General features: G+C 53.5%; 19 protein-coding genes. 8 read left to right on the top strand and 11 right to left on the bottom strand.

Annotated features, from left to right (window positions below; all coding sequences use genetic code 11):
- Positions 1-176 precede the first annotated feature (176 nt).
- From G544_RS0116430 to dpaL, 5 genes are all read right to left on the bottom strand, one after another.
- Positions 177-350, bottom strand: coding sequence for a Flp family type IVb pilin (locus G544_RS0116430; RefSeq protein WP_245614614.1), 174 nt, complete (start codon positions 348-350; stop codon positions 177-179).
- Positions 351-1229: 879 nt separating this feature from the next.
- Positions 1230-2525, bottom strand: coding sequence for an MFS transporter (locus G544_RS0116435; RefSeq protein ID WP_027275608.1), 1296 nt, complete (start codon positions 2523-2525; stop codon positions 1230-1232).
- 87 nt (positions 2526-2612) lie between these two features.
- Entirely contained in the window at positions 2613-4202 is a 1590-nt protein-coding gene (locus G544_RS0116440) for an N-acyl-D-amino-acid deacylase family protein (protein WP_027275609.1), read from the bottom strand.
- Positions 4203-4279: 77 nt separating this feature from the next.
- Positions 4280-5464: a YgeY family selenium metabolism-linked hydrolase gene (locus tag G544_RS0116445; protein ID WP_027275610.1), complete on the bottom strand. Its 1185-nt coding sequence runs from the start codon at positions 5462-5464 to the stop codon at positions 4280-4282.
- A gap of 34 nt (positions 5465-5498) precedes the next feature.
- On the bottom strand, positions 5499-6716 hold the full coding sequence (gene dpaL / locus G544_RS0116450) for a diaminopropionate ammonia-lyase (protein WP_027275611.1): 1218 nt from the start codon (positions 6714-6716) through the stop codon (positions 5499-5501).
- Between the two features lie 356 nt (positions 6717-7072).
- On the opposite strand from dpaL, the gene G544_RS0116455 reads away from it, so the two are divergent.
- Entirely contained in the window at positions 7073-8818 is a 1746-nt protein-coding gene (locus tag G544_RS0116455) for a sigma-54 interaction domain-containing protein (protein ID WP_027275612.1), read from the top strand.
- A gap of 17 nt (positions 8819-8835) precedes the next feature.
- Positions 8836-9387 (top strand): HD domain-containing protein, encoded by a 552-nt coding sequence (locus G544_RS20845; RefSeq protein WP_051155804.1) that lies wholly within the window; start codon positions 8836-8838, stop codon positions 9385-9387.
- A gap of 537 nt (positions 9388-9924) precedes the next feature.
- Here the strand turns inward: G544_RS20845 and G544_RS0116470 are convergent.
- On the bottom strand, positions 9925-10884 hold the full coding sequence (locus G544_RS0116470; protein ID WP_027275613.1) for an MBL fold metallo-hydrolase: 960 nt from the start codon (positions 10882-10884) through the stop codon (positions 9925-9927).
- Between the two features lie 70 nt (positions 10885-10954).
- The gene (locus G544_RS0116475) at positions 10955-11533 is read right to left on the bottom strand and encodes a hypothetical protein (RefSeq protein WP_027275614.1); all 579 of its coding nucleotides are present in this window, start codon (positions 11531-11533) and stop codon (positions 10955-10957) included.
- A 117-nt stretch (positions 11534-11650) separates the two neighbouring features.
- Here G544_RS0116475 and yccX point away from each other — a divergent pair, with 117 nt between their 5' ends.
- From yccX to birA, 3 genes are all read left to right on the top strand, one after another.
- On the top strand, positions 11651-11923 hold the full coding sequence (gene yccX / locus G544_RS0116480; protein WP_036024375.1) for an acylphosphatase: 273 nt from the start codon (positions 11651-11653) through the stop codon (positions 11921-11923).
- 84 nt (positions 11924-12007) lie between these two features.
- Positions 12008-13045, top strand: a complete 1038-nt coding sequence (gene murB / locus G544_RS0116485) for a UDP-N-acetylmuramate dehydrogenase (RefSeq protein ID WP_027275616.1) — start codon at positions 12008-12010, stop codon at positions 13043-13045.
- Positions 13042-14010, top strand: coding sequence for a bifunctional biotin--[acetyl-CoA-carboxylase] ligase/biotin operon repressor BirA (birA, locus tag G544_RS0116490; RefSeq protein WP_027275617.1), 969 nt, complete (start codon positions 13042-13044; stop codon positions 14008-14010). Before murB ends, birA begins: the two co-directional genes overlap by 4 nt.
- Before the next feature lie 9 nt (positions 14011-14019).
- Here birA and G544_RS0116495 read toward each other — a convergent pair whose 3' ends face one another.
- On the bottom strand, positions 14020-14622 hold the full coding sequence (locus G544_RS0116495; RefSeq protein ID WP_027275618.1) for a hypothetical protein: 603 nt from the start codon (positions 14620-14622) through the stop codon (positions 14020-14022).
- Positions 14623-14629: 7 nt separating this feature from the next.
- Positions 14630-15583, bottom strand: a complete 954-nt coding sequence (gene coaA / locus G544_RS0116500; RefSeq protein WP_027275619.1) for a type I pantothenate kinase — start codon at positions 15581-15583, stop codon at positions 14630-14632.
- Positions 15584-15796: 213 nt separating this feature from the next.
- On the opposite strand from coaA, the gene hypF reads away from it, so the two are divergent.
- From hypF to G544_RS0116515, 3 genes are all read left to right on the top strand, one after another.
- Complete coding sequence (hypF, locus tag G544_RS0116505; protein ID WP_027275620.1) at positions 15797-18076, top strand: carbamoyltransferase HypF; 2280 nt, start codon at positions 15797-15799, stop codon at positions 18074-18076.
- 72 nt (positions 18077-18148) lie between these two features.
- A complete protein-coding gene (locus G544_RS0116510; RefSeq protein ID WP_027275621.1) occupies positions 18149-19312 on the top strand; it encodes a hypothetical protein in 1164 nt (387 codons plus the stop codon).
- A gap of 677 nt (positions 19313-19989) precedes the next feature.
- Positions 19990-22800 (top strand): S8 family serine peptidase, encoded by a 2811-nt coding sequence (locus G544_RS0116515; protein WP_147654624.1) that lies wholly within the window; start codon positions 19990-19992, stop codon positions 22798-22800.
- A gap of 61 nt (positions 22801-22861) precedes the next feature.
- Here G544_RS0116515 and G544_RS0116520 read toward each other — a convergent pair whose 3' ends face one another.
- Together G544_RS0116520 and frdD are read right to left on the bottom strand one after the other, a co-directional pair.
- On the bottom strand, positions 22862-23554 hold the full coding sequence (locus tag G544_RS0116520; RefSeq protein WP_027275623.1) for an NYN domain-containing protein: 693 nt from the start codon (positions 23552-23554) through the stop codon (positions 22862-22864).
- Positions 23555-23930: 376 nt separating this feature from the next.
- Positions 23931-24281 (bottom strand): fumarate reductase subunit FrdD (gene frdD / locus G544_RS0116525; RefSeq protein ID WP_027275624.1); only part of this gene is annotated, 351 nt, incomplete at its 5' end.

The following is a 24281-nucleotide window of genomic DNA, read 5'->3' on the forward strand; positions in this document are numbered from 1 at the left end:
GATTTTTAATATAATTATTTGATTTATATGATTGGTTTTTATAAGTGACGATATGGAAAAGCGAGTAGAGTGTCGGCGTCGACAGAAATGACGACGCCATTCGCGGTGGCTGACGGTAAGGCGCTATGGTGCGGAGGCCTCGATGGCTGTAGATTCGGACACGTGGCGTCAGGCCGCTAGTGGTGTACCGCAGCCCTGATTGCCTCGATGATTTTTTCGAAGGTTGTTTTGAGTTCATACAGCATTCCGCTGCCAGTCCCATCGCCTAACACAATGGCCAAAAGCATGGCGACAGCGACGCCGATAAGCGAATACTCCAGCGCGGTGACGCCGTGTTGGTCTTTTATCATTTTACCGAAACGCGTTGAATTAGCTGACATAGGGGTATGATTTATCGTTTTGGATGAATGGCACAGTAGTTTAGGCTTTGTGAAAGCAGGATCTTTTAGACGCTCTCGTTTTTTCTTTCTTTTTGTCAAAAGCCAGCGTTGATGAGGAGGGAAATAATATATTAAACCTCATTAGTTCTTACGTGATTTCAATAGGTCTTAAATAGCGTGAAAGGAGAGCGGTATTCCGTTAGCCGGAATGGAAAAACGCGTTTTCTTGGGGCGAAGCGTAAAAAGCAAAAAACCTCGTTGGTAGCGAGGTTTTCTACTTTTATACTCTCAGTGAACAGGCCACTGTTTAAAAATGGAGTACGGCATTTCTATCTGACTTCGCAAGTGTAACGTTCTCCGTTTTTTATTGCAATAATAAGCTAGGATTCTGTTATTTATATATTTTATATGGAGATGTCTCGCAATAAACGATATTCGCCATTGGATGGAAGGAAAGGCGTTTTATAATTTGAGGCGTCAGATTTGCCGTGCTCTGGATTATTTCGGTTTACAAGTCCTGGCTGCCGGACGGGTGGTGCCGCAGGCAGTGCCCCGATCGGGAGTGCGGCTTTTCTATCTGACGGTTGAACACCGATGCTGACAGGCGGCGTAAGGGTAAGGTGTCGGCGTCGTACTCCGCAAGCACGGAGAAGCGGGTGAAATGGACATTCTGTCTGTCATCATCGTCGTTATAGAGCTGCTGTTAGCCCTATTGCGATTGATTGACCTGTTGAGATAGCTCTCGGGTTGAAACGCACCTAAGGGGGAGGTACCGCTTCCCCCTTTAATATATTTATTAAACAACGGCCCCAGCCAAAGCCGGGGCCGTTGAATCCACCAATTTAACTCTTATGCCTTTTGAGCCGCGCCATTGGCGCGGGCGTTGCTTACGGTTAGCGTTACAACCGCGGAAGCGATAAGCGCGATAATCATAAAGATAAAGGCGCTGTTATAGCTGCCGCCGCTGCTCTTGATAAGCCAGCCCATGATAGGAGCAGAGACTACGCCCGCCATTTGGCCGCCAAAGTTGACGATACCGGACGCGCGGCCCATGATTTTATTCGGAATTGTGTCCATCAGGATGCCCCAGAAGGTCGCCATAGCGAAGAACATAAACAGAGCGGAGATACACTGATAAACCACCGCCATATCGGCGCTGACAACGGTAAAGGTCATGTACAGGAAAGCGGCTGCGATAACGGCCGTCACTACGTACAGCATCTTGCGTTGAGGCTTGAACTTATCGGAACAGTAGCCGCCGATAAGCGTGCCCGCCGCGCCGAACAGGAACGGAATAGCCGCCATGACGCCGGTCTTGGCCAGAGAGAACTCGCGTACGGTGATAAGGTAGCTTGGAAGCCAGGTGGAGAAGCCCCAAAAGGTGATATCAAACAGGAACCAGATTGCTGCCATCTGCCATAGAACCGGCATTTTCAGCACCTGACTGAACGGCATCGGCGGCTCGGAAGTACTTACGGTCGTACCGTCGGCCGCCAGTTCGTCCAGATCGGCCTGCGTAATGCTGGGATGATCTTTCGGATTATCGCGAGTGAAGAAGTAAATCGCCGCCGCAATGAACAGGCCGGGCAGGCCGAGCACGATAAACACCATGTGCCAGCCAAAGGCGCCGATAATGCCTGCGGCAACCACTACCGCCAGGGCTGGGCCTAAGGTGTTGACGGTAGACTGAATGGCCGTTGCGCGACCGCGCTCTTTGGACGGGAAGTAGGTCGAGATCATTTTCCACGATGCAGATGGGAAACAGCCCTCGCCGATGCCGAACAGGAAGCGAACCACCAGCATTAGCGGAAGGGTCAGTACGGCGCCGGTCAGACTGGTAAATACTGACCACCACGCGATACCGATAGCCATGATTTTACGCGCGCCGAACTTGTCCGCCAGAAAACCACCGGGGATCTGGAAGGCCGCGTAGCCGATAAAGAAGGCGCTGATGATAAGGCCCTGCTCGGCGGTGTCCAGATTCAGGTCTTTGCCGATGAAGGGGAGAGAGACGCTCATGACCATGCGGTCGAGAAAGGAGAGCAGCCAGGCGAGCCAAATCAGAGAAAGGACGGTGTATCTGGCCTTCCAGGTTTTGGGCTTGGCCGCATTGACCGCGCCCGAGGCGTTGGATTGTAAACTCATAATCGTGATGTCCTTAGGGTAGAGGCGCCCGTCGCGGGCACGTCGTACCCGCGAGGACTGGACCTTTGTTATTGTTTGTTATGGTTCTTATTGCTTTCTAATGACACTACCGCTGCAGGCATAGCTTTCTATGCCGTGGATTAACGCCAAACGCCCGTTAACCATGACTACTTCAATGCCTTCCGGATACTGGTTTGGCTCGATAAAGGTGCCCTTATCGGCCACCGTGTTCGGGTCCAGCATCACGACGTCGGCGGCGTAGCCTACCTTCAGTAATCCGCGATCGCTTAGGCCCATGACTTCCGCCGGCTTGCCGGTCATCTTGCGAATGGCCGCTTCCCAGCTCAGGCACTTTTCTTCTCGTACGTACTTGCCCAGTACGCGAGGGAAAGCGCCGAAAACGCGGGGGTGGGGCTTACCAGCGCCCATCAGGCCGTCGGTGCAGACGTTTTGTTCCGGACGGCAAAGGAACTTGATGACGTGTTCTTCGGTGCCGTAGAAGTCGACCATGCCGACGGCGTTCTCTTCTTCGTACAGCAGGTCAAAGGTGGCGTTGTAGGGATCTTTACCGCGCAGCTCGCCGAGCTGAACCAGGTTGAGGCCCACGGCGTCCTGGTTTTTAGCCGTTTTAGCGCTGGTGACGAAGATTTGGTCCAGACCTGCGAAGTCGATAAAGTTGTCCCAGCCGGGGATGCCGTTTTTGATGTCTTCAATCATTTTGGCGCGCAGCTCGGGTGACTCCAGGCGCTCAAGCAGCTTGTCGGTGCCGCCGGAATGAACCCAAGGCGGCAGAATAACGCCGAGCATGGTGCTGCCCGCCACGTAGGGATATTGGTCGAAAGAGATGCGAATGCCCTCTTTTTGCGCCTGCTCCAACATGCCGAGCATCTGGTCGATAAGCCCCCAGTTTTTCTTGCCGCACACCTTCATGTGAGAGATGTGCAGCCAAACGCCGGAAGCCTTGGCGATGTCGATAAGTTCTTGAGTTGACGTAATGATGTCGTCCGCTTCGCTGCGCTGGTGGACGACGAAGATACCGTTGTGCTTGGCCGTGACCTTGCATAACTCGATCATCTCAGCGGTATCGCCAAACGCGCACGGCATATAGATGAGCCCGGTGGACAGGCCAAACGCGCCGGCCTTCAGCTCTCGCTCAAGAATTTCGCACATTTTCGCTACGTCTTCACGAGTGGAGGGCTTGCCGTCCAGGCCCATGGCTTCCATACGAACGTTGCCGTGGGGCACCAGATAGGCGAGGTTAGTGGCCGGATGGTGCTCTTCCAGCAGCTTGAGATAGCCTTCGGTATTTTTAAACTTCCAGTCGATCTTATCGGTATCGCCATCTAAACCGGCGATGTTTTTACGCCAGGCGGCGATGTACTGCTCCGGCAGCGGCGCGAGAGCGACGCCGTCCTGCCCCAGCAGTTCGGTGGTAATACCCTGACGGATTTTGGCCGACAGCGCGGGGTTAACGATGGCTGAAAGGTCTGAGTGAGTGTGGGTATCAATAAATCCGGGACAGACGATTTTGCCGGTAGCATCGATCACCTGATCGTTGACGCCCGGGGCTGCCTGACCAATGGCGACGATGCGCCCTTCGTTAACGACGACGTCGGCGATAAACGCGTCGTTACCGGTTCCGTCGATAACTTTTCCGTTTTTAAATATGGTTTTCATCGTTATTCTCCGGCGCGGCGCGCCGAGTCCCGACGCGCTGCTATTTAGGTAAATGTTCTATTTTTTAACAATAATTCTTATTTTCCGTACAGGCTCTGGATGATGCCGTAGTAGCCGTTTGCCGAACCGGTCAGCTGGGAAATCTCGATAAACTCATCGATGGTGTGGGCCAGATTTTCCCGCGAAGGACCGAAGCCGATGGTTTTGATGCCCGCTTCGCCCGCATAGTGGCTGCCGTTAGTACAGAAGGAATACTGCGTGATAGTTGGCTCAATGCCTACGGAGCGCACGCCCGCCAACGCGGCCTGTACGAACTCGTCGGATTCTTCAAATACCCAACCGGGGAAGAAACGCTCGCCTTCGATGGTAGAGCCGGTGTAACAGGACTCCTGACCAAAAGCGTAGGATACCTTGCCCTTAAACTGCGGGTCCTGAGCTTCCAGCTCTTTGAGCGCCTTTTGCAGCGGAGCGATGACGCTCTCTTTGGTTTCGCCCACCAGCAGGCGGCGGTCATAGGTCGCGCGGCAGTAGTCGGGTACTACGGAAGCGCCTGGGTACGGCGAAGATTTAATGTCGGTCAGTTCCAGGATCCCCAGCCCCAGCACCGGGTGCGTCGGCGGTGTGACGGTGCGAATTTTGTCGATAAGCTGCGACATCTTGTACACCGCGTTAATGCCCGCCTGGGGGTTAGCGGAGTGGGCAGGCTTGCCGTAGGTTTCCACTACGATTTCCGCCCGGCCGCGCTGGCCGATTTTCAGATTCAGCTCGGAAGCTTCGCCGATAATGACGTAGTCCGGCTTATAGCGTTCGGACACCAGGCGAGCGGCAACGCCCTCAAAGCACTCTTCGTGTACGATGCAGGCGACGTAAATCTTGCCGGCAAAGTCGCGCTGGTGGTCCTGACCGTAGAAACCGACGGCGGAAATCATGGCGGCGACGGCGCCCTTCATGTCGGTGGTACCGCGGCCGTAAATTTTGCCGTCTTCAATGTCGCCACCGTAAGGGTTGCGGCTCCACTTCTCTTCGTCTACCGGTACGGTGTCGATATGGCCGTCGAACACCAGCGTCTTGCCCGGACGGTTTCCGACGATGCCGCCGACGATGTTGCCGTATTTATCTACGTGAATGTCGTCAAATTCATAGCTTTTCATCATTTTTTCGATGGCTTTGACTACATCGCCTTCCTGACCGGAGTAGCTCTTTTCGTGGATCAGGGTCTGGCAGTTTTTAACCACTTCATCAAAACGACTTGCTGATAACATGTTTTTTCTCCGTGATAGCCGCAATTACGGGCAATTAATATTTTTTAAAGCTGGGAATTTCACCGTCCCACACGATGTCGCGATAGCGCTGCGGGTCGGTGTCGCCTTCCGTGCTGATGACCAGAACGCGGGAATCTTTATTCAAGCCCAGCTGTTCGCGAAGCTGTGCCATTTCCGGCGAACGCATCAGGATGCTGAGCAGGCCGGTCGTCACCGCACCGGACTCGCCGGAAACGATGTGCGGGTCGCCTGGCAGCGGATTGCCCAGCGTGCGCATGCCGAGCGTGGCGACGAAGTCCGGGCAGGATGCGAACGCGTTTGCGTAGTCGCGCAGCAGCTCCCAGCCGATGGTGTTGGCTTCGCCACAGGCCAGCCCTGCCATAACGGTTTGCAGGTCTCCACCGACCGGAATGGCCGAGCCTTTCTTCGAAAGAGCGGAACGATACAGGCAGTCGGCGATCAGCGCTTCCGCCACGATGACCTTCGGCCGGCTTTCGCCGTAGGCGGCGGTCAGCATGCCTTGCACCATACCGGCAAACGAGCCAACGCCGGCCTGAACGAAAACGTGCGTCGGCGGCACCTGATGAAGCTGGTTCATCGCTTCCAGCATCAGCGAACCGTAGCCTTGCATAATCCACAGAGGGATCTTCTCGTAGCCCGGCCAAGCCGTGTCCTGAACGACGACCCAGCCGTGTTCTTTTGCCTGTTCCGCAGTCATACGCACTGCGTCGTCATAGTTCATGTCGACGATTTCCGCCCGCGCGCCTTCATTACGAATGGCTGTCAGCCTTTCCTGTGAAGACCCCTTTGGCATATAGACGACGGCGTTTTGCTTTAGCTGGCGAGCCATCCACGCCACGCCGCGGCCGTGATTGCCGTCGGTCGTTGTGGCGAAAGTGACTTCCTTAATCTCTTTTCTCACAGCGTCGCTGGTCATGACCTCAAAGGGCAGCTCGCTGATATCTTTTCCCATCAGGTCTGCAATGTGCCGGGCCATGGCGTAAGCGCCGCCGAGCACTTTAAACGCTTTCAATCCAAAGCGTTGTGATTCATCTTTAAGACACAGGCTTTTTATGCCCAGCATTTGAGAAAGCATAGGTAAGTGATAAAGCGGCGTTGGCGCATAGCCCGGCATAGAACGGTGAAAGTTCAACGCTTTTACCAGCTCCTGATGGCTAAACGACGCGAGCGGCGCCGTAGGGCGTTCAGTGAACGAAGTACGGTTGATAAAGCACTGCAATATGTCCTGCATGAAGAAGCCTCGTTATTGTTTTTAACCAAATGCAACGCGTTAGTTGCATATCTGTCGATAACCATAGAGGAGCAAGCGGCGTGCCATGTTGGTTATAAAAAAGCTTAAAAATCGTTATTGTCTGATTTTTAATGTATTTTGTGTGATTTTTTTAGAAAGTATAAGGCGGGTAAGGAAAATTGATTATCATTGAGATGATAAATTATCATTTTTGATAATTTGTGTGATCTGCATGGATAAATAAAAATAATTATTTAAATACAATTAAATAAATTTATTGAATTATAAAATCACTGACTTTTTATTTAATGATTATCACTTTTTGATAAACAAGCGATGCCATTGGAGGAACCGCCGTGATTTCAGTATTGAGTAACATTCAGGACGATATCTGTAACTATGCGGATGCTATCTCCGGCATCACGGGCACCGACGTTGAAATCATTGATGAGTCGCTAATGCGCATTGCAGGTACGGGGAAATACCGCCACATGCTCAACCAGAACGTGGCTAAAAACGGCTATATCTACCGCCACGTTTTGCAGGTGCAGAAAACCGTATTGATAGAAAACCCCGGAGAAAACGCGCTCTGCCGCAGCTGTGAGAAGCACCTCTATTGCTCCGAAGTGCTGGATCTGAACGCGCCTATTTTTCTTAACGATCGCGTCATTGGCGTTATCGGCATTATTTGCTCTTCGATGGAACAGCGTCAGGCGCTGCTTAACCAGATAGACAAGTTCATCACCTTTATCGAACAGATTGCCGAGATGATTTCCAGCAAGGTGTTCGAGTGTCTCGAACGTTTACGGGCGCAGGAGACGTTGGGAGCGTTTCGACGGCTGATTGACGCGATGGATCGCGGCGTAGTGGCGATCGACGGCAAGAACCGCATCTGGCACGCTAACCTGTCGGCTGAGCGTTTGTTTAACCGGGAAGTGGTAGGGCGTACGCTTGATATCGAAATGACCGGCGACGTGCTGTACGGCGATGAAGAGGCGTGGCTGACGCTGGAGGGGCAACGCTACCATGTACTGTGCAAGCAGATTTCCCTGTCGTCGTTCGATAAAGACAGCCTGACGATGGTGATTTTCCACGATGCGCGTGACTATATGAGCAAGGTGACGCTTCCCGCCTATGAGTCCGACGGGCGCGCCCGGCTGGTAGGTCACTCCCGGCCAATGGAACAGCTTCGAAATACTATCGGCAAAGTGGCGGACAGCTACGCCAGCGTGCTTATCACCGGCGAGAGCGGCGTGGGTAAAGAGGTGGTAGCGTTTGCTATTCACCAAAACAGCCCGCGCAAGGCTCAGCCGTTTGTCACCATCAACTGCGCAGCTATTCCCGAACAGCTGTTGGAAAGTGAACTGTTCGGCTACGTGCGCGGTGCATTTAGCGGCGCGGACCCCAAAGGGCGGGTAGGGAAGTTTGAGCTGGCCCACGGCGGAAGCCTGTTTTTAGATGAAATCGGCGATATGCCGCTGCACCTTCAGGCCAAGCTGCTGCGGGTGCTGCAAGAAAAGGCTATTACGCGGGTAGGTTCCAACAACGTAATCAATATCGACGTGCGTATTATCGCCGCTACTAACAAAAACCTTTACGACATGGTCGAGAACGGTCAGTTTCGGCAAGATCTCTACTATCGCCTGAACGTAGTTCCGCTGGCGCTGCCTTCGCTGCGTGAACGTAAAGAGGATATCGCCATGCTGGCGCAGTACTTTGCCGATGAGTTTTCCGACAGCTATCAAAGGCCGCGGCAGAAGCTGCCCGCTGACGTCGTCAACCTGCTGTACGCTTACCACTGGCCGGGGAATATTCGCGAGCTGCGCAATGTGATCGAATATATTTATGTGATGCAGGGGGATGCGTCGGGTATTAATGCCAGTCATCTGCCGCCTCATTTGCTTCATGTCATGGAAAGGCCGCTAACGGACAGGCCTGACTCGCTACAAAAGGGCTTTACCGCGCCAGCAGAAAAGGACGTTATCGCACAAGCCTTAACGCAGTTTGGTCACGGCGTAGAAGGGAAAAGGCGGGCGGCGGAACATTTGGGCATCGGTATTGCGACGCTTTATCGCAAAATTAAGCGTTATGATTTGGCCTGATCGTGGGGAGAGAGATGATGAGCGATCTTGAAAAACGCGCCAGGGAGTTTGCCACTCGCATTCATGCTGAAGCCAACCAGCGGCGGAAGTATACGCTGGCGCCCTATATCGTACACCCTGCGGCGGTGGCGGAGCTGGTGCGCTCGGTGCCCCACACGCCGGAAATGCTGGCCGCCGCCTGGCTGCACGATACGGTGGAAGATACAGACGTTCGCATAGACGATATTTTTCGCTTGTTTGGCGAATCGGTCGCTCAATACGTGGCGATGGTGACCAAGGTCAGCGTCGAGAGAGACGGCGACAGAGAGGCGCGCTTTCTTATCGATCTCCGGCACACCGCGCTCGCCTGTCCGCAGGCGAAAACCATCAAGCTGGCGGACATTATCGACAACTGCCGTACGGTGGCCGACTTTGACCCTGCCTTTGCCGAAGGCTACTTAGGAGAAAAACGCCGTCAGGTTGCGGTGTTGACTCAGGGGAATACGATGCTGTTTCAGCAGGCGAATGAGACGATAGCGCGGGGCATAGAGGTGGTTCGAGTATGGAAGAGAGGCCGGAGGCACTTTTGATGCTGAAGGCTTTGCCGTCATTTCTGGAGGCATATCGCAGAAAACAAAAATCCCCGTTGGTGAGACGGGGATTTTTGTTTTTCGCCCTCAGGCTGCGAGTAGCGCCCTGAGCGGCGATGCGTGACTGTACAAGCTAGCATTGCGATTTTAACCCCCTTTACCTCTCATTGCAATTGTATGATTCGGCTCTTTATAATGCGAATCGCTGGCTTTTTCTCGCTCTGGATCAAACCGATTTCAAGCCCTGGCTGCTGGACGGGTGGTGCCGCAGGCAGTGCCCCGATCTGGAGCGTGATTGTACAAGCTAGCATTTGTACAACCAGCGTTGACAGGCGGCGTAAGGGTAAGATGCTGGGGTTACGCTCCTTCATAGAAGGAGAGCGGATGGACACACTGACGCATAAGCTGGTTGTGCTCATCGCCGTGCTGGAGCTGTTGCTGGCTCTGCTGCGGCTGATTGATTTGTTGAAGTAATTCACGGATTGAAACGCACTTAAGGGGGAAGCCGATTCCCCCTTTAATAAATTACATTAACTCTTACTTAAACGGACTATACTCCACCGGCACCCAGCGATATCCCTGAGCGTCCGCGCCAACGTGGCCGATGCCGGGGAACGGCAGGTGTGCGCCCGCTATCCAGAGATCGGTTTTTGCTATGTTGGCGAACAGCTTCCTACGAGTTTCCACCGCTTTTTTATTATCGACGTCGAACTCCATCGAGACTTCCGGGCGGGTAAACTGCACCGAATGACTGTGAACGATGTCGCCCCAAACCAGCAGGCCTTGCTCGTCTGAAGTAAACAGGTACGAGCTGTGGCCGGGCGTGTGTCCCGGTGTAGGCATCACGGAAATGCCTTTTTGCAGGCTGTCTCCTGGCTGATAAACCTTAAATTTCCCCGCAGCCTGATAGGGCGCAACGGCTGCTTGAATGGTGGCGAACATCGGCTTGGCGGCTTCTGGCGCTTTTGCCGCCTGCTCCGGGCTTAGCCAATAGTCGGCATCGGCCTTGGCGACGTAGACGGTGGCGTTAGGGAACGCCATTGCGCCGTTATCCGTAATGCCGCAGACGTGATCGGCATGCAGGTGGGTTAGCAGCACGGTGTCTACCTGCTCCGGCTTATAGCCGGACGCCGTCAAGTTTGATTTAATCGCCCCCAGCGTTGGGCCGAAGCACTTCGCCGCGCCGGAGTCCACTAGCACCAGGTGTTCGCCGGTATTGATAAGGAATGCGTTAACGGCGGTCTGCACCCCGTTGTCGCTGTTGACGTACATTTTGTCCAGCAGCGTTTTCGCGTCTTTAGCATTGATATCCTTAAGCAGGTTCGTACCAAGCTTAACGTAACCGTCGTACAATGCGGTGACTTCGAACTGGCCGAGCGGCATGCGGTAGTAGCCGGGAACCTGAGTTTCCTGCTTTGCCGGCGCCGAAGCCTGAGCGGCCATCGCGCAGCCAGCCATCACCAGCGCCAGCAGGGCGCGAGAGGCATATTTCTTCATCGGTTGCTGTTCCTTGTTGTTTGCGACATGACGATTTAACTATAGTGCGATTTTTCCAACGCATCGCGCATCAGGCTATTTGCTCAACCCGGCAGCGTTGGCACAGCGGATAGTTGTCGAGAAACGGTTGAATTAGCGCCCGCATGACGTCGAAGCTGTTGCCGTACAGATAGAGCGCCGTCTCTTTGTTGCCCTGATGGTAGCTGTGGATGGAACCTTCTTCTCCGAGCGCCTTTTCTACTTCGCTCCAGACCACGTTGACGTCGCTGTTTTGATAAACTTCATCCGACAGATCGGTGCCGTTGAGATAGAGCGCCAGGCCTTCCTGATGCCCGAAGGGAATGGTGCGATCGTCGACCCGAAGGCGAGAGCCTTTGGGGGCCAGCGCTTTTTCCAAAAAGCCGAGAATGTGGCCTATCGCCCGTTCGCTGACGTCGGTGGCGTCAATCTCGATGTCGCATTCGCTGATTTCGCCCTCGTCGGTTAAAAGCGAGCCACCGCCGCTAACGTGGCCGATGCCGCACTGTTCTAAAACTTTCCCAAGCGCATCTTCTAAATCGCCGCGATGCGTCGGCTGAAGTCGAGCGTTTAGGGTGACGGTAACGTAATGTTGTTCTTGTTTTTTCTTACCGAAAAGATTTTTAAACATGCCGGGCTCCTTTTGGGCAAATAGATGAGTATTTGGCGATCCTGTCGCCATCATAGCGATATTGTCAAATTGACGTTAGTCTTCTTTATAGGGGGAATTCTAAACGGAGGGAAAGGTATGAACGTCTGCTATGTTGCCTACGTGTCCGGCGTCGTGCAGGGCGTTGGCTTTCGCTATTTCACCCAGCGGCAGGCGCAGGCACTCGGAGTGAATGGCTATGCCTACAATATGGACGATGGGCGGGTGGAAGTAATGGCCTGTGGCGAGCAGGCACAGGTAGAAAAGCTGTTGGCGTGGCTGAAGGTGGGGCCCCGTTCGGCCAAGGTCGAGCGCGTATTGACAGAGCCGCGCCCTTATCGAGACTGCGCGAGCTTCAGCATTAGATATTGAGCCTAGTCATTAATTCCCCCGATCGGGTAGACTAGGCGCCAATACGGCGCACTGCTTTACATAAACGACAATCTGGAACTCGCTATGTCTTCTTCCTTCGTTTCTATCCAACGTCTGCACACCTTTGGGCTGCCGGTCCACGCCGAGCGCGTTATTGAGGCCGATTCCGCTTCGCGTTTGCAAAACGCCTGGCGGGACGCGAAGCGAGAGGGGAAAGCGACGCTGCTGTTGGGCAGCGGCAGCAACATGCTGTTTCTGGAAGACTTCGGCGGCTGGATTATTCTCAACCGCATCAAGGGGATTGAGGTTAAGGAATCCTCTGATGCGTGGCTGCTGCACGTGGGCGCCGGAGAAAACTGGCACGAACTGGTGCGTCATACGCTCTCGCTGGGGATAGGCGGGCTTGAAAACCTGGCGTTGATCCCCGGCTGTGCAGGTTCCGCGCCGATTCAAAACATTGGCGCTTACGGAGTAGAGTTAAAGGACGTCTGCGACTACGTTGACGTGCTCAATCTGGAAAGCGGTGAAACGCATCGGCTGGCGGCGAACGAATGTGAGTTTGGCTACCGTGAGAGCGTGTTCAAACACCGCTATCGCGATGGATATGCCATCACCGCCGTAGGACTGCGGCTACCGAAACGCTGGCAGCCGGTGTTGAGCTACGGCGACCTGCGTGCGCTAGACCCAGCGACGGTAACGCCTTCACAGGTGTTTGATTCGGTTTGCGCCATGCGCACCAGCAAGCTGCCCGATCCGGCGATAACAGGGAATGCGGGCAGCTTTTTCAAAAATCCGGTGGTCAGTGCGTCGGACTTCGCTGCTATTTTGGCGCGCTATCCTAATGCGCCGCACTATCCGCAGGCTGACGGTCAGGAAAAGCTGGCGGCCGGTTGGCTTATCGACCGCTGTCATTTAAAAGGATATGCCATTGGCGGCGCGGCGGTTCACTCACAGCAGGCGCTGGTATTAGTGAACCAGCAAGACGCTGCGCCGCAGGACGTGGTGCAATTAGCGGCTTACGTTCGAAACCGCGTTGGCGAGACCTTTAACGTCTGGCTGGAGCCAGAGGTGCGCTTTATCGGTCGCGAAGGCGAGCGTAACGCGGTGGAGGTGCTGTCATGAAGAATATCGCTGTACCTCTTCAACTGGTGAAAATTCTTGCCGACGGCGAATTTCATTCCGGCGAACAGATTGGTCAGGCGCTGGGCATGAGCCGCGCGGCGATTAATAAATATATGCAAACCCTGCGCGACTGGGGGCTGGACGTGTTCACCGTAACGGGCAAAGGCTACAGCCTGGCCGCGCCGCTTCAACTTTTGGATACGGAAGCCATTGCCAAAAATCTACCGGAAGGGGGCGTCACGGTGCTGCCGGTGGTGGATTCTACCAACCAGTATTTAATGGACAGAATCGGCTCCCTTCGCTCCGGCGAGGCATGCGTGGCCGAGTTCCAGCAGGCCGGGCGCGGGCGACGCGGCAGACAGTGGTTCTCACCCTTTGGTTCTAACCTTTATCTTTCGATGTATTGGCGCCTGGAGCAGGGGCCGGCGGCTGCCGTGGGGCTTAGCCTGGCGGTGGGAATCGTTATGGCCGAAGTGCTGCGCGAACTGGGTGCTAAAGAAGTGAAGGTCAAATGGCCAAACGATCTGTACATAAATGACCGCAAGCTGGCGGGAATACTGGTTGAGCTGACCGGTAAAACCGGCGATGCGGCCAACGTAGTGATAGGCGCGGGCATCAACCTTGCTATGCGCGATCCGGACAGCAGCGTGGTGAATCAGCGCTGGGCCAACCTGATGGAAGGGGGCCTGAATATCGATCGCAATCTGTTAGTTGCCCGACTGCTTACGGCGTTGAGAAATACGCTGGGCCAGTTTGAACAGCAGGGGCTTGCGCCGTTTGTTTTCCGCTGGCGCGCGCTGGACAACTTTATCGATCGTCCGGTAAAGCTTCTGATGGGAGAGCGCCAGATTTTCGGCATCGCGCGCGGTATCGACAAGCAGGGGGCGCTCCTGCTGGAGCAGAATGGTGAAATTACGCCGTTTATCGGCGGTGAGATTTCGTTAAGGCTCGACGACAGGAAATAGAACTGACAGCTATTTTCTGCCGAAAAGTTTGTCGAGTCGTTTGCTGCATTCCCCTGGCGTAAGTAAAGAAATATGTATCCCGTTTTCGTCCAGGGTGAAAAAGCCTTTACATGCATCAGGCATGTCGTCGTATTGCTTATCCAACTGCGCCATCGTTTCTTTAAAGCAGCTGTATCCGTAGCGTTCAACCAGATAGGGTAACCCAAAGGGCGAGCGCAGCATTTCGTATTCTTGGTAGTTGTAGGGCGTGTGTTCGGGGATTTTTATCAGGATTTCGTGAAAACGCTTCATTAATGGCGCGATCTCTTTCTCTATAGCGTAGGCCGCATAGCCTCGTAGCGCAGTAAGCCGCATATCCAGATAGCGCTCTTTCTTAAAAGCAGACAGAAAGAAATCTTTTAGATCATATTGTAAACACCGTAGGACGAAGGCGTTCAGAATTTGCTTACGGCTGAAGATGTCTTTTGTTGAGAAATAGAGGTTGTCAAAATACGCGACGTCATCGGCTGAAAAGTCTTCAAACCTCATCTCAATCATTAAGCCGCGGTATTCAGGATGGTTTATATAACCTCTTTTACCTACAAAGCGCTCAATGGCTTCCCTGCTTTTCATGGCGAGTTTACTTCCTCAGTCTCACCTGCTCAACCGCGTGGTTCGCGCCCTTGGTCAGAATGAGGCTTGCTCGTTCACGGGTCGGCAGAATGTTTTGCAGTAGATTAAGCCCGTTGATTTCTCGCCAGATGCCGTCGGCAATGCTGATGGCCTGTTCTTCCGACAGCTTGGCGTAGCTGTGAAAGTAGGAGTCCGGGTTGGAGAATGCGCCCTGACGGAATTTAAGGAAGCGGTTAATGTACCACTGGCGCAGTAGCTCTTCTTCAGCGTCGACGTAAATCGAGAAGTCGACGAAGTCCGAAACGAAAACCCGGTGGGGCGACTGCGGATAGTCCATGCCGCTTTGCAGCACGTTTAGTCCTTCAATAATCAAAATGTCCGGCTGTTCAATAACCTGCTTTTCGCCGGGAATGATGTCGTAAATAAGGTGAGAATAAACCGGCGCCTCAACCTGCGCTTTTCCCGATTTGATTTCTGAAACGAAGCGCACCAGATTCATGATGTCGTAGGACTGTGGAAAGCCCTTTTTCTTCATCAAGTCACGGTCACGCAGCGTCTGGTTCGGCAGCAAAAAGCCGTCGGTGGTCACCAGCTCTACGCGCCGCCCTTTCGCCCAACGGCTTAACAGCGCCTGAAGCACGCGCGCACTGGTGCTTTTGCCCACGGCGACGCTGCCGGCGACGCTGATGATATAGGGAACGCGCTGTTTTTGGACGCCGAGAAACTTTTCCAATACAACGTGGTTTTGCAGGTTGCTGTCGATATAAAAATTCAGCAGGCGAGAAAGAGGCAGATAAATCTCAGAGACTTCGTCCAGTGAGAGGTCTTCGTTGATGCCCTTGAGGCTGATGATTTCCTCTTCGGTCAGAGTAAGCGGTTCAGAGTCTCGAAGCGTCGCCCACTGCTCACGACTGAATTCCATGTAGGGGCTTAAGCCAAATAGTTGTTGTTTGTCGTTCATAAACCGTTACATCCTGAGGGCCATATTGCTCGTATATCACGACGAGTCGAACTGGGAAATCAGCCGACGTAAGGAGTTATTATAGACATCTTGACGATGAGGGCAGCTTTTTTCGCACCTTGTTCATAATTTCTTTGGATCTTTTAGTGGTGGCGACGCCTTTCGGGGGGCAAAATAGTTCGCATTGCGTACAGTTTTTAGGGGGGCGACAAAGTGCCTGGTGGAATTCAGCTGAGGATTAAAGGCAAAGTGCAGGGCGTTGGCTTTCGTCCCTACGTTTGGCAATTGGCCCACGAAATGCGCTTTCTGGGCGATGTCTGCAACGACGCTGAAGGCGTATTGGTTCGCCTGCTGGCCGATGCCGTTCCTGCCGGCTTTTTGGAACAGCTTTATGCTCGCTGCCCGCCGCTGGCGCGCATTGAAAGCGTGACGCCAATGCCGTTTGACTGGCCCGTTCCACCGACGGACTTCTCGATCCGCAGCAGTGGAGAAGGACCGATGGATACGCAGGTTATCCCCGATGCGGCCACCTGTCCGGCCTGCCTGAAGGAGCTGTTTGACGGCGACAACCGGCGCTTCCGCTATCCTTTTACCAACTGCACCCACTGCGGGCCGCGTTTCACTATCATTCGCAAAATGCCCTATGACCGCCCGTTTACCGCGATGGCCTCTTTTCCCCTTTGCCCCCAGTGCCGTATGGAATATGAGTCTCCGGCGGACAGGCGCTTTCACGCGCAGCCTAACGCCTGTTCGGTCTGCGGGCCGTACGTTTGGTTGAGCAAAGCAAGCGACGTTCAGCCGACCGGCATCGTCGGCGATCTCGCCATTGAAAAGGCGGCGGAGCTGCTGCTTAACGGCGGCGTTTTGGCGATTAAGGGGCTGGGCGGTTTTCATCTGGCCTGCGACGCGACCAGCGATGATGCCGTTAACCTTTTACGCAAGCGCAAGCGCCGTCCCACCAAGCCGCTGGCGGTGATGCTGCCTTCGGCGGATTGGCTGAGCTTTTGCAGTCGGGAAAACGAGCCCGCTCTGCGTCAGCTATTGCAAAGCGGCCCGGCGCCCATCGTGCTGGTAGAAACGTCGCTAGGTTCGCCCTTAAGTCGCGCCGTTTGCCCCGGGTTGGATGAGGTCGGCCTGATGTTGCCTGCAAATCCTCTACAGCACCTGCTGATGGCAAAAGTGGGAAGACCGCTGGTGATGACGTCCGGCAATGCATCCGGCAAGCCCCCGGCGCTGTCCAATGAACAGGCGCTGGCGGATCTGGGAAATATCGCCGACCTGTTTTTAATGCACAATCGGGACATCGTGCAGCGCGCTGACGACTCGGTAGTTCGCTGGCAGCATGGTCGCGCGGAGATGCTGCGCCGCTCGCGCGGCTACGTGCCTGATGCAATTGAGCTACCGGCAGGATTTGACGATCTTCCTCCGCTGTTGGCCATGGGGGCGGACTTAAAAAATGCGTTTTGCCTTTTGCGAGGCAACGCGGCGGTGCTGAGCCAGCACCTTGGCGATTTGGACGACGTCGATATTGAGCAACAGTATCGCTCTGCCTTAACGCTGTTTGAGGATATCTACCGCTTTACGCCTTCGGCTATTGCCGTCGACGCCCACCCGGGCTACGTTAGCCATCGGCTGGGGCGTGAGCTAGCAGAAAAAGAAAGCCTGCCGCTGATAGAGGTTTTACACCATCACGCCCACATCGCCGCAACGATGGCGGAGCACGGCTGGCGCAAAGAGGATGGGGCAGCGATCGGCCTGGCGCTGGACGGGCTGGGATACGGCGAAAGCGGGCAACTATGGGGCGGCGAGTGCCTGCTGGTGGACTACCGGCAGTGTCAGCGCCTCGGCGGCTTGCCCGCCGTCGCGATGCCGGGCGGCGACAGGGCGTCGCAAGAGCCGTGGCGCAACCTTCTCGCCCAGTGGCTGCGTTTCGTGCCCGACTGGCAAAGCTATCCGGAGGCATCGGTCGTATTGGCGCAACCCTGGCAGCCGTTGGCCGTAGCTATCGAGCGGGGGCTGAACTCCCCGCAAGCGTCCTCGTGCGGTCGACTGTTCGACGCCGTCGCGGCCGCGATGTCTGTCTCGCCGAACGGTATTAGCTGGGAAGGGGAAGCGGCCTGCCGGTTGGAGGCAATAGCCCGCCAGTGCTGCTGTAACCGGAACCATCCGGTAACGATGCCGTTTAGTGGGGAAACGCTGGATCTGGCGACGTTCTGGCGGCAATGGTTAGCTTATCGCGCACCGATGGCCGACCGCGCATTCGCCTTTCACCAGGCGCTGGCGAACGGCATGGCGGACATGGCCAGAGCCTTCGCGCAGCGGCACGGCGTTTCAACCGTTGCGCTGGCGGGCGGCGTTGTTCACAACCGTCTGCTGCGGACGCTATTGGTTGAGCGTCTTGAGGGATTACGGGTTATTTATCCCGAACGGCTGCCGATGGGCGACGGTGGCTTGGCGTTAGGGCAGGCTATTGTTGCAGCGTCTCGCCGTTAAGCGTCTATACTTATCTGACCGTTTGATTACGGCAGAGCTAATATTTATTTTAACTATAAATAACAATGTATTATGAAAAATTTAGCGTTGGCGTTATTCGCCGCATGCCTTTGGCTATCTTCTTTCTTCCCGGCTTATGCTGACGGTGAGCACCGTGACGTGTACCTCGGCACCATTGGCGCTCAGTCCGTGGTGGTGGAACTGTCCGTTGAAGATGAGCCTAACGTCACCGGCCGCTATTTTTATCAGCGTTATCGTAACGATATTGCCCTGTCGGGCGTTCGAAGCGCGGACGGCAGCTTCACGCTGTATGAAAATCGACAGGTAGAAAAGAACCCTTCTGCTATGACGCTATCCCCTGGTTCTGACGGCTCTCTGAAGGGGGAATGGCGCGGCGTTGGCGGTAAACGCTTAGTGGTGAACTTAACGCCACAACCGCAGCTCGAAGGTCATAAAGACGATACGCTTTATCTTCAGGCGCTGCGCCGTGAAAATCCCTATGACTACCAGCGCATCGCTGCTTCATCTTTGATGAAAGAGCGGGAGCAGACGTTTATGGGATATCGGCTGCAGTGGTGGCGAGAGCCGGTGTCCGGCATTCGCCTGTTTAGCGTTTTATCAGGATACCCACAGGCGTCTCTTAAAAAGATCAATGCGCACTTGCGCGATCGCCTGTGGAAAGAGGTCGTTAACTACCACAGCTGCCTATACGGCGGACTGCAAACCAGCGTCGGCCAGGCTGATTTCACTCAAACCGTAACCCCAACCTATTTTTCGGAAAATGTGCTCAGCGCCAAGGTGTTCACCCACTTTTACTGCGGCGGAGCGCACCCTGACTTTGGCGATTTTCCGATTAATCTTGACGTGAAGCAGGCCCGCGAGCTCTCTTTAGAAGACGTGCTGTGGCTGGGAAAGGGGGAACCCGTTTATTATGACGCTCAGGGAAGCTCAAATTCTACTTTCAGCGATTTTTCCGATTACCGTTCTCACATTCTCGCTCCTTGGTTAGTCAAGAAGATGTCGGAGTTACATCCAAAATCCATGTTGAAAAATGAAGAATGTGATTATCATACGCAAGAGTATTGGGCATTTGTGAATTGGCATTTTACGTCGGAAGGAATTCTCTTTAGTCCTTCATTCCCTCGTGTAGCGCGCTCCTGCGAATATCCCGAGTGGGCGACGATCCCCTATCGAGAAATTAAACGGCATCCTGGACGGTTTTCATTCTCTGATTAACTACCCTTTTTGTAACTATTTTCAGTTCGGATGAAACGCATCACAATCTGAAAAGTATTTTCTTTTGCCACTATTATTGTTGGTTGTTTTTTGATCGACAATAAACTATTTCTATAAAACTTTCCTTATATCCTGAGTTTAGCCGTTTAAGTCCATAAAGTAATTTGTGTTCAAAAATATAAAACCATAGAAATAATGAGCACTTTTTGGGGCTTCTATAATTTGTAAGTTTGATTTTTTGTTAAATTTTATGTTTTCATTACAAATAAAAGATACCTTAATATCCTTCTTGTGCGAATGAATTTTGAAAAATACATTTATTTATCAATGTGTTAAAATGGTGTATTTTTATTTCAAAATGTAACTGTTTGAATAGAAAGAAATGTTATTTTTTTGTTACTTTTTTCGCTTGGAAATTTGACGTTACAATAAGAGACATCTAATCTTTAATTAAGGATAATTAATAAAAGTGTCGTTGCCAGGAGTTTGATAGGGTTAGTCAATAAGCAACTTAACATCGTTATTCAATAAGTATTACCTCCAAAAAACCGGCGGGAAGGTCTTCTGGGGGAGGGATGACTTATATTTGAAAGCCGAAATAACAACTATTATTTGCGGAATTCAAGGACTGTTTAATTGCTTATAGACGACCCTCCGTTGGTCGCTAAGGGCTTATTATGTCCTCAAAAAGACCACTATTAAAGCAAACGTTCTATGTTACCGGCTCTTCCCTTCTCATTATGGCGCTTTCCGCCTGTGGCGGTGGTGGCGGCGGCGGTGGCGGCGGCGGGAATAACAACTCCAGTAATGTCGGTTCGGGAAACCAGTCAGTGTCAAACCGAGACGGTATTATTTCGCCTACAGCACCGATTACACCAAACGCCTATAACCGAAATCTTTTCATTACTCAGGCCGCTGCGGCCAGAGAGGCTGGGTTTACCGGCGCGGGCGTCATCGTTGGCCTCATCGACAGCGGCGTATCAACCAGTAACGTAGCGCTTCAAAGCGTCGTAATCAAATCGTTGACCTACGTCGATCCTGCAACGAACAATACCAGCGTTGGAGACGTTCGCGGCCATGGCACCATGGTAGCTCAGGTGATCGCCGGTCAGCGCGTCGGCGACTTTTCCGGCGGCACTGCGCCTAGCGCATCCATCGTTAGTGCGCGAATCATTTCCGATACGCCGACGTCAGCCGGGACTCAGGGATATTCGCTGACTCGCGTCAACTATGACGTAGCCGACGCCGGGGCGAAAATTCTCAATAACTCGTGGAGCATGCCTGAGTGGAGCGCTTCCGATACCGTTACGACCAATAACTACGTTAACGCCTATCAGAATTTTGTGAAAACCCGAGGCGGCCTGGTGGTATTCGCCAGTGGAAACGACGGCGAGGCTAATCCTACTCAAATAGCGACGCTGCCGACGCTGGCGCCGACGGCTCAGCTGGAAAAGGGGTGGCTGGTGGTCAGCGCCGTAGACACCAATAACCCAGGTAAGCTCGCTGCCTACGCCAACGCCTGCGGCATCAGTATGAACTACTGTCTGGTGGCGCCCGGTACGGTATCCGTGACGACCGCCAGCGGCGACATGACCACCGTCTCCGGTACGTCTTTTGCCGCGCCTCAGGTATCTGGCGCAGCGGCACTGGTTTGGCAGGCATTTCCCTACTTTAGCAACGATCTGGTTCGCCAGACGCTGTTGGGAACGGCGACCGACATTGGTTCCGCCGGCGTTGACAGCACTTTCGGCTACGGTCTGTTGAATGCGGCAGCGGCGGTAAAAGGCCCGGCCAAGTTTGACTGGGGTGACGTCTCCGTAAGCTTTAACGGCTACACCTCAACCTGGAGTAACCCGATAAGCGGTAACGGCGGTCTGACTAAAGACGGTTCTGGTACGCTGGTTCTGACGGAAAATGCGACCTACAGAGGAACGACAAACGTTCTGGGCGGTACGCTGGCTTCTGAAAAGCGCATTGCCTCTGCCGTTAACGTTGGGAGACTTGGCGCGCTGGACGTACGGCAGGTTGGCGGAAATGTTTATAATCAGGGCAGCGTCGTACTGCGAAACGGCGTAACCACGTTTAGCAGCAACTATACGCAAACGTCTGATGGCCAGCTGGCGATCGTGTTGGGCTCCACGTTGAACGTACAGGGAACGGCGAACGTTGCCGGCAACCTGCACGTATTGAGCGTTCCTCAGGGCTATGTGACGAAAACCCAGCAGGAAGTGCTTTACGCTCAGGGCGGCCTCCAGGGCACCTTTAATACCTTTACCAAGGCATCCGGCGTGTTCCTTGATGCGACGGTGGGTTACAACAGCAATCAGGCATGGCTGAACGTTCAGCGGGTAAACACCGCCAGCGTCTCCGGCATTGAATATACCGCGGCAGCCAGCTCTGGCGCTGCGAGGGTAGAACAGGCGTTTACCCTTCTGGATGCTCAGAACAGCGCATCTCCATCACCAAGCAGCGTGAAGGATAGCGAGTTCCTGAAGGCAGCCGCCAGCCTGCAGCAGTCACCTACGCCGCAGATAGCGCAGGCCTCTTTGGAAAGCCTGTCCGGGCAGCTGCCTGCCGCTAGCCGCGCTATGACGTTGCAGGCGGTAAACGTAAACAGTCGCCAGGTTTCCGACCATATCGCACAGCTTATGGATGCGCCGGTCAGCAGCAGCTGGACGCAGAACGTCAATTACCAGAGCAGCATGACGGGAGGCGGTTTCTCCGGCGTGAACTACTCCATGAACGGTTGGGTAATGGGAAATGACGTTTTCCTGGATAAAAACACCTTCATCGGCTCATCGTTAACGCGCAGCGATACCTACGGCAGCCTGAGCCGCGGTTCTGAATACAATAGCGGAACCGTTGGCGAAGCCTCCCTGTACGGCGGCAAGATGTTTGACGCTTACTATGTGACCGGGCGCGTCGCATCAGGGTATTACGACGGTCGCCAGAAGCGCACTCTGCTGCTGGGTACGAACTCTGAGCGCGTCAGCAGCGATCAGAGCGGCAATTACTTTACCGTCGGCAGCGAAGTGGGCTATCGGGTGAAAGGCGATAACTGGCAGGTAACGCCCTTTGTCGATACGCAATATATCAACCTGAAGCAGGACGGATTTAAAGAGAACGGCGCTTCCGGCTTTGGCCTACAGGCCAAGTCCCAAACGACCGATCGCCTGCAGGCTGGTATGGGCATACGCGCCGGCTACGGCTGGGACATGGGGGATAAAGGCCGCGTTAACCTGACGGCGAAAACGCACTACCAGCGCGCCGTGGCTCAGAGCAACGAGCGCTACAGCGCCAGCTTCACCGGCGTTAATCAGTACATGCCTCTACGGGGCGCCGAGCTGCCGAGAGACGTCATGATGGTGGGCAGCGGCTTTGAATGGCTGCTAAACGACCAAATGATGCTGAACCTGCTCTATGAACAGTACTTCAGCGATGCGCAGAACGTGAACTCTGTGAATATGGGCTTTACGTTTACGTTCTGATAGAAGCGTTGTTGCTATTTTTCCTGTCAACAATTACCCCAGTAGCCGTCAAAGTAAAGGGCTACTGGGGTTTATGTTTTTGGGATTGGAGAGAAGGTTTTGGCCATGAAGATACCAAACCATCTATATGCTCATGCAGATCTGGATTGATGTGGTTCCACATGGGATCGAGCACGAAGTCAATGCCTTCACGCCTTGCCAGTTTGGCTGCTGGTACAAAATCACTGTCTCCTGCAATCAGAATAATTTGTTCAACGTTTTTATTATGGGCCAGTGATGATATGTCTAGGCCTATTTTCATATCGACGCCCTTTTGTCTGGTTTCATACCTGACGTCATTTTCTGTGAGCTGTTCGATGAGGATCTTGCCATTTAACAGCTCCTTAGTTTTCGCTGGTGTAATAACCCACTGGCCTTCATCTGCTATGCGCCCCATTCGAAGGGCAATCTTTCTAAATTGCCGTAGTTCATTGTGAAATTCTTTCCTAAAATGGGCTTCAGGAGTGTCAGAGAAATTAAATCCCTGTTTTGACACTGGATTCTGAGCGCGCTTCTCTAATGGCGGACAGTCATAGAAAAAGATGCGGTATAGATCCGGGGTAATGTGTTTCCTGTTTGCTTTGCGCAGATCGCCCAATAGGCCAGCGTATAAATCACGGGCGATTTGATTAGCGCTTTTATCTCGCCAATTGGGATAAAGCGTTCGATAACGCTTAATGAAGAAACTACCGTCTACCAGTATTGCTGTCTTCAATAAAATGTCCCTATTTTATTTGAAATAAAAAACCCCATATTTCGGAATGCTCACTATTTGGTGAGCTCGTACTCTATGGGGTGCTATTTGTATGAAGTGTAAAGCTAGTTGACTTGGGAGTCAAAGAAAGCGAGTACTTTATTTATACGATATTGATACCAGAAACATTTCTTTTGGCAACTCGTCAAAAGAAAATTGGACGATGGATAGCATTTTTAACTTTGGTCGGGGAATAAGATGATGACCCTTTGTTATGGATAGCTCTTACTCATAAGGGGACAATTTTGGGGGCCAGTTGTTTAAACATAAAAAAGCGCCCCGAATGCGGAGCGCCTTGTCTTCAGATAAAGCCTGACGGCCTGTTACAGCATGCCTTTTACAACATAAACACGCCAACAATCGCCAGAATGCTCAACACGCTGGCAATGCCGTAAAACACCAGCTTGCCTGCAGGGATGTGCAGCTTCAGGTCGTGGCTCATGTGGTGCATGCGGTGCAGCCCGCACCATACCGGCAGAATAATCATCAGCAGCAGGAACACCCGGCCAATGAAGCTCTGACAGAAGGCCAGTATTCTCGGATAGCTCAGCGCTTCAGGCGCCCAGCCCAGCGGCAGAATAATCGCCACCAGAAGAATAATCGCGGGTGCGACAATCGCGCTCCACATGCCGCCCGCGCCAAACAGGCCCCAGAATACCGGTTCGTCAGAACGCTTAGGGTTTTGGTC

The sequence above is a fragment of the Leminorella grimontii ATCC 33999 = DSM 5078 genome (assembly GCF_000439085.1).
In the GTDB taxonomy this organism is placed as follows: Bacteria; Pseudomonadota; Gammaproteobacteria; order Enterobacterales; family Enterobacteriaceae; genus Leminorella; species Leminorella grimontii.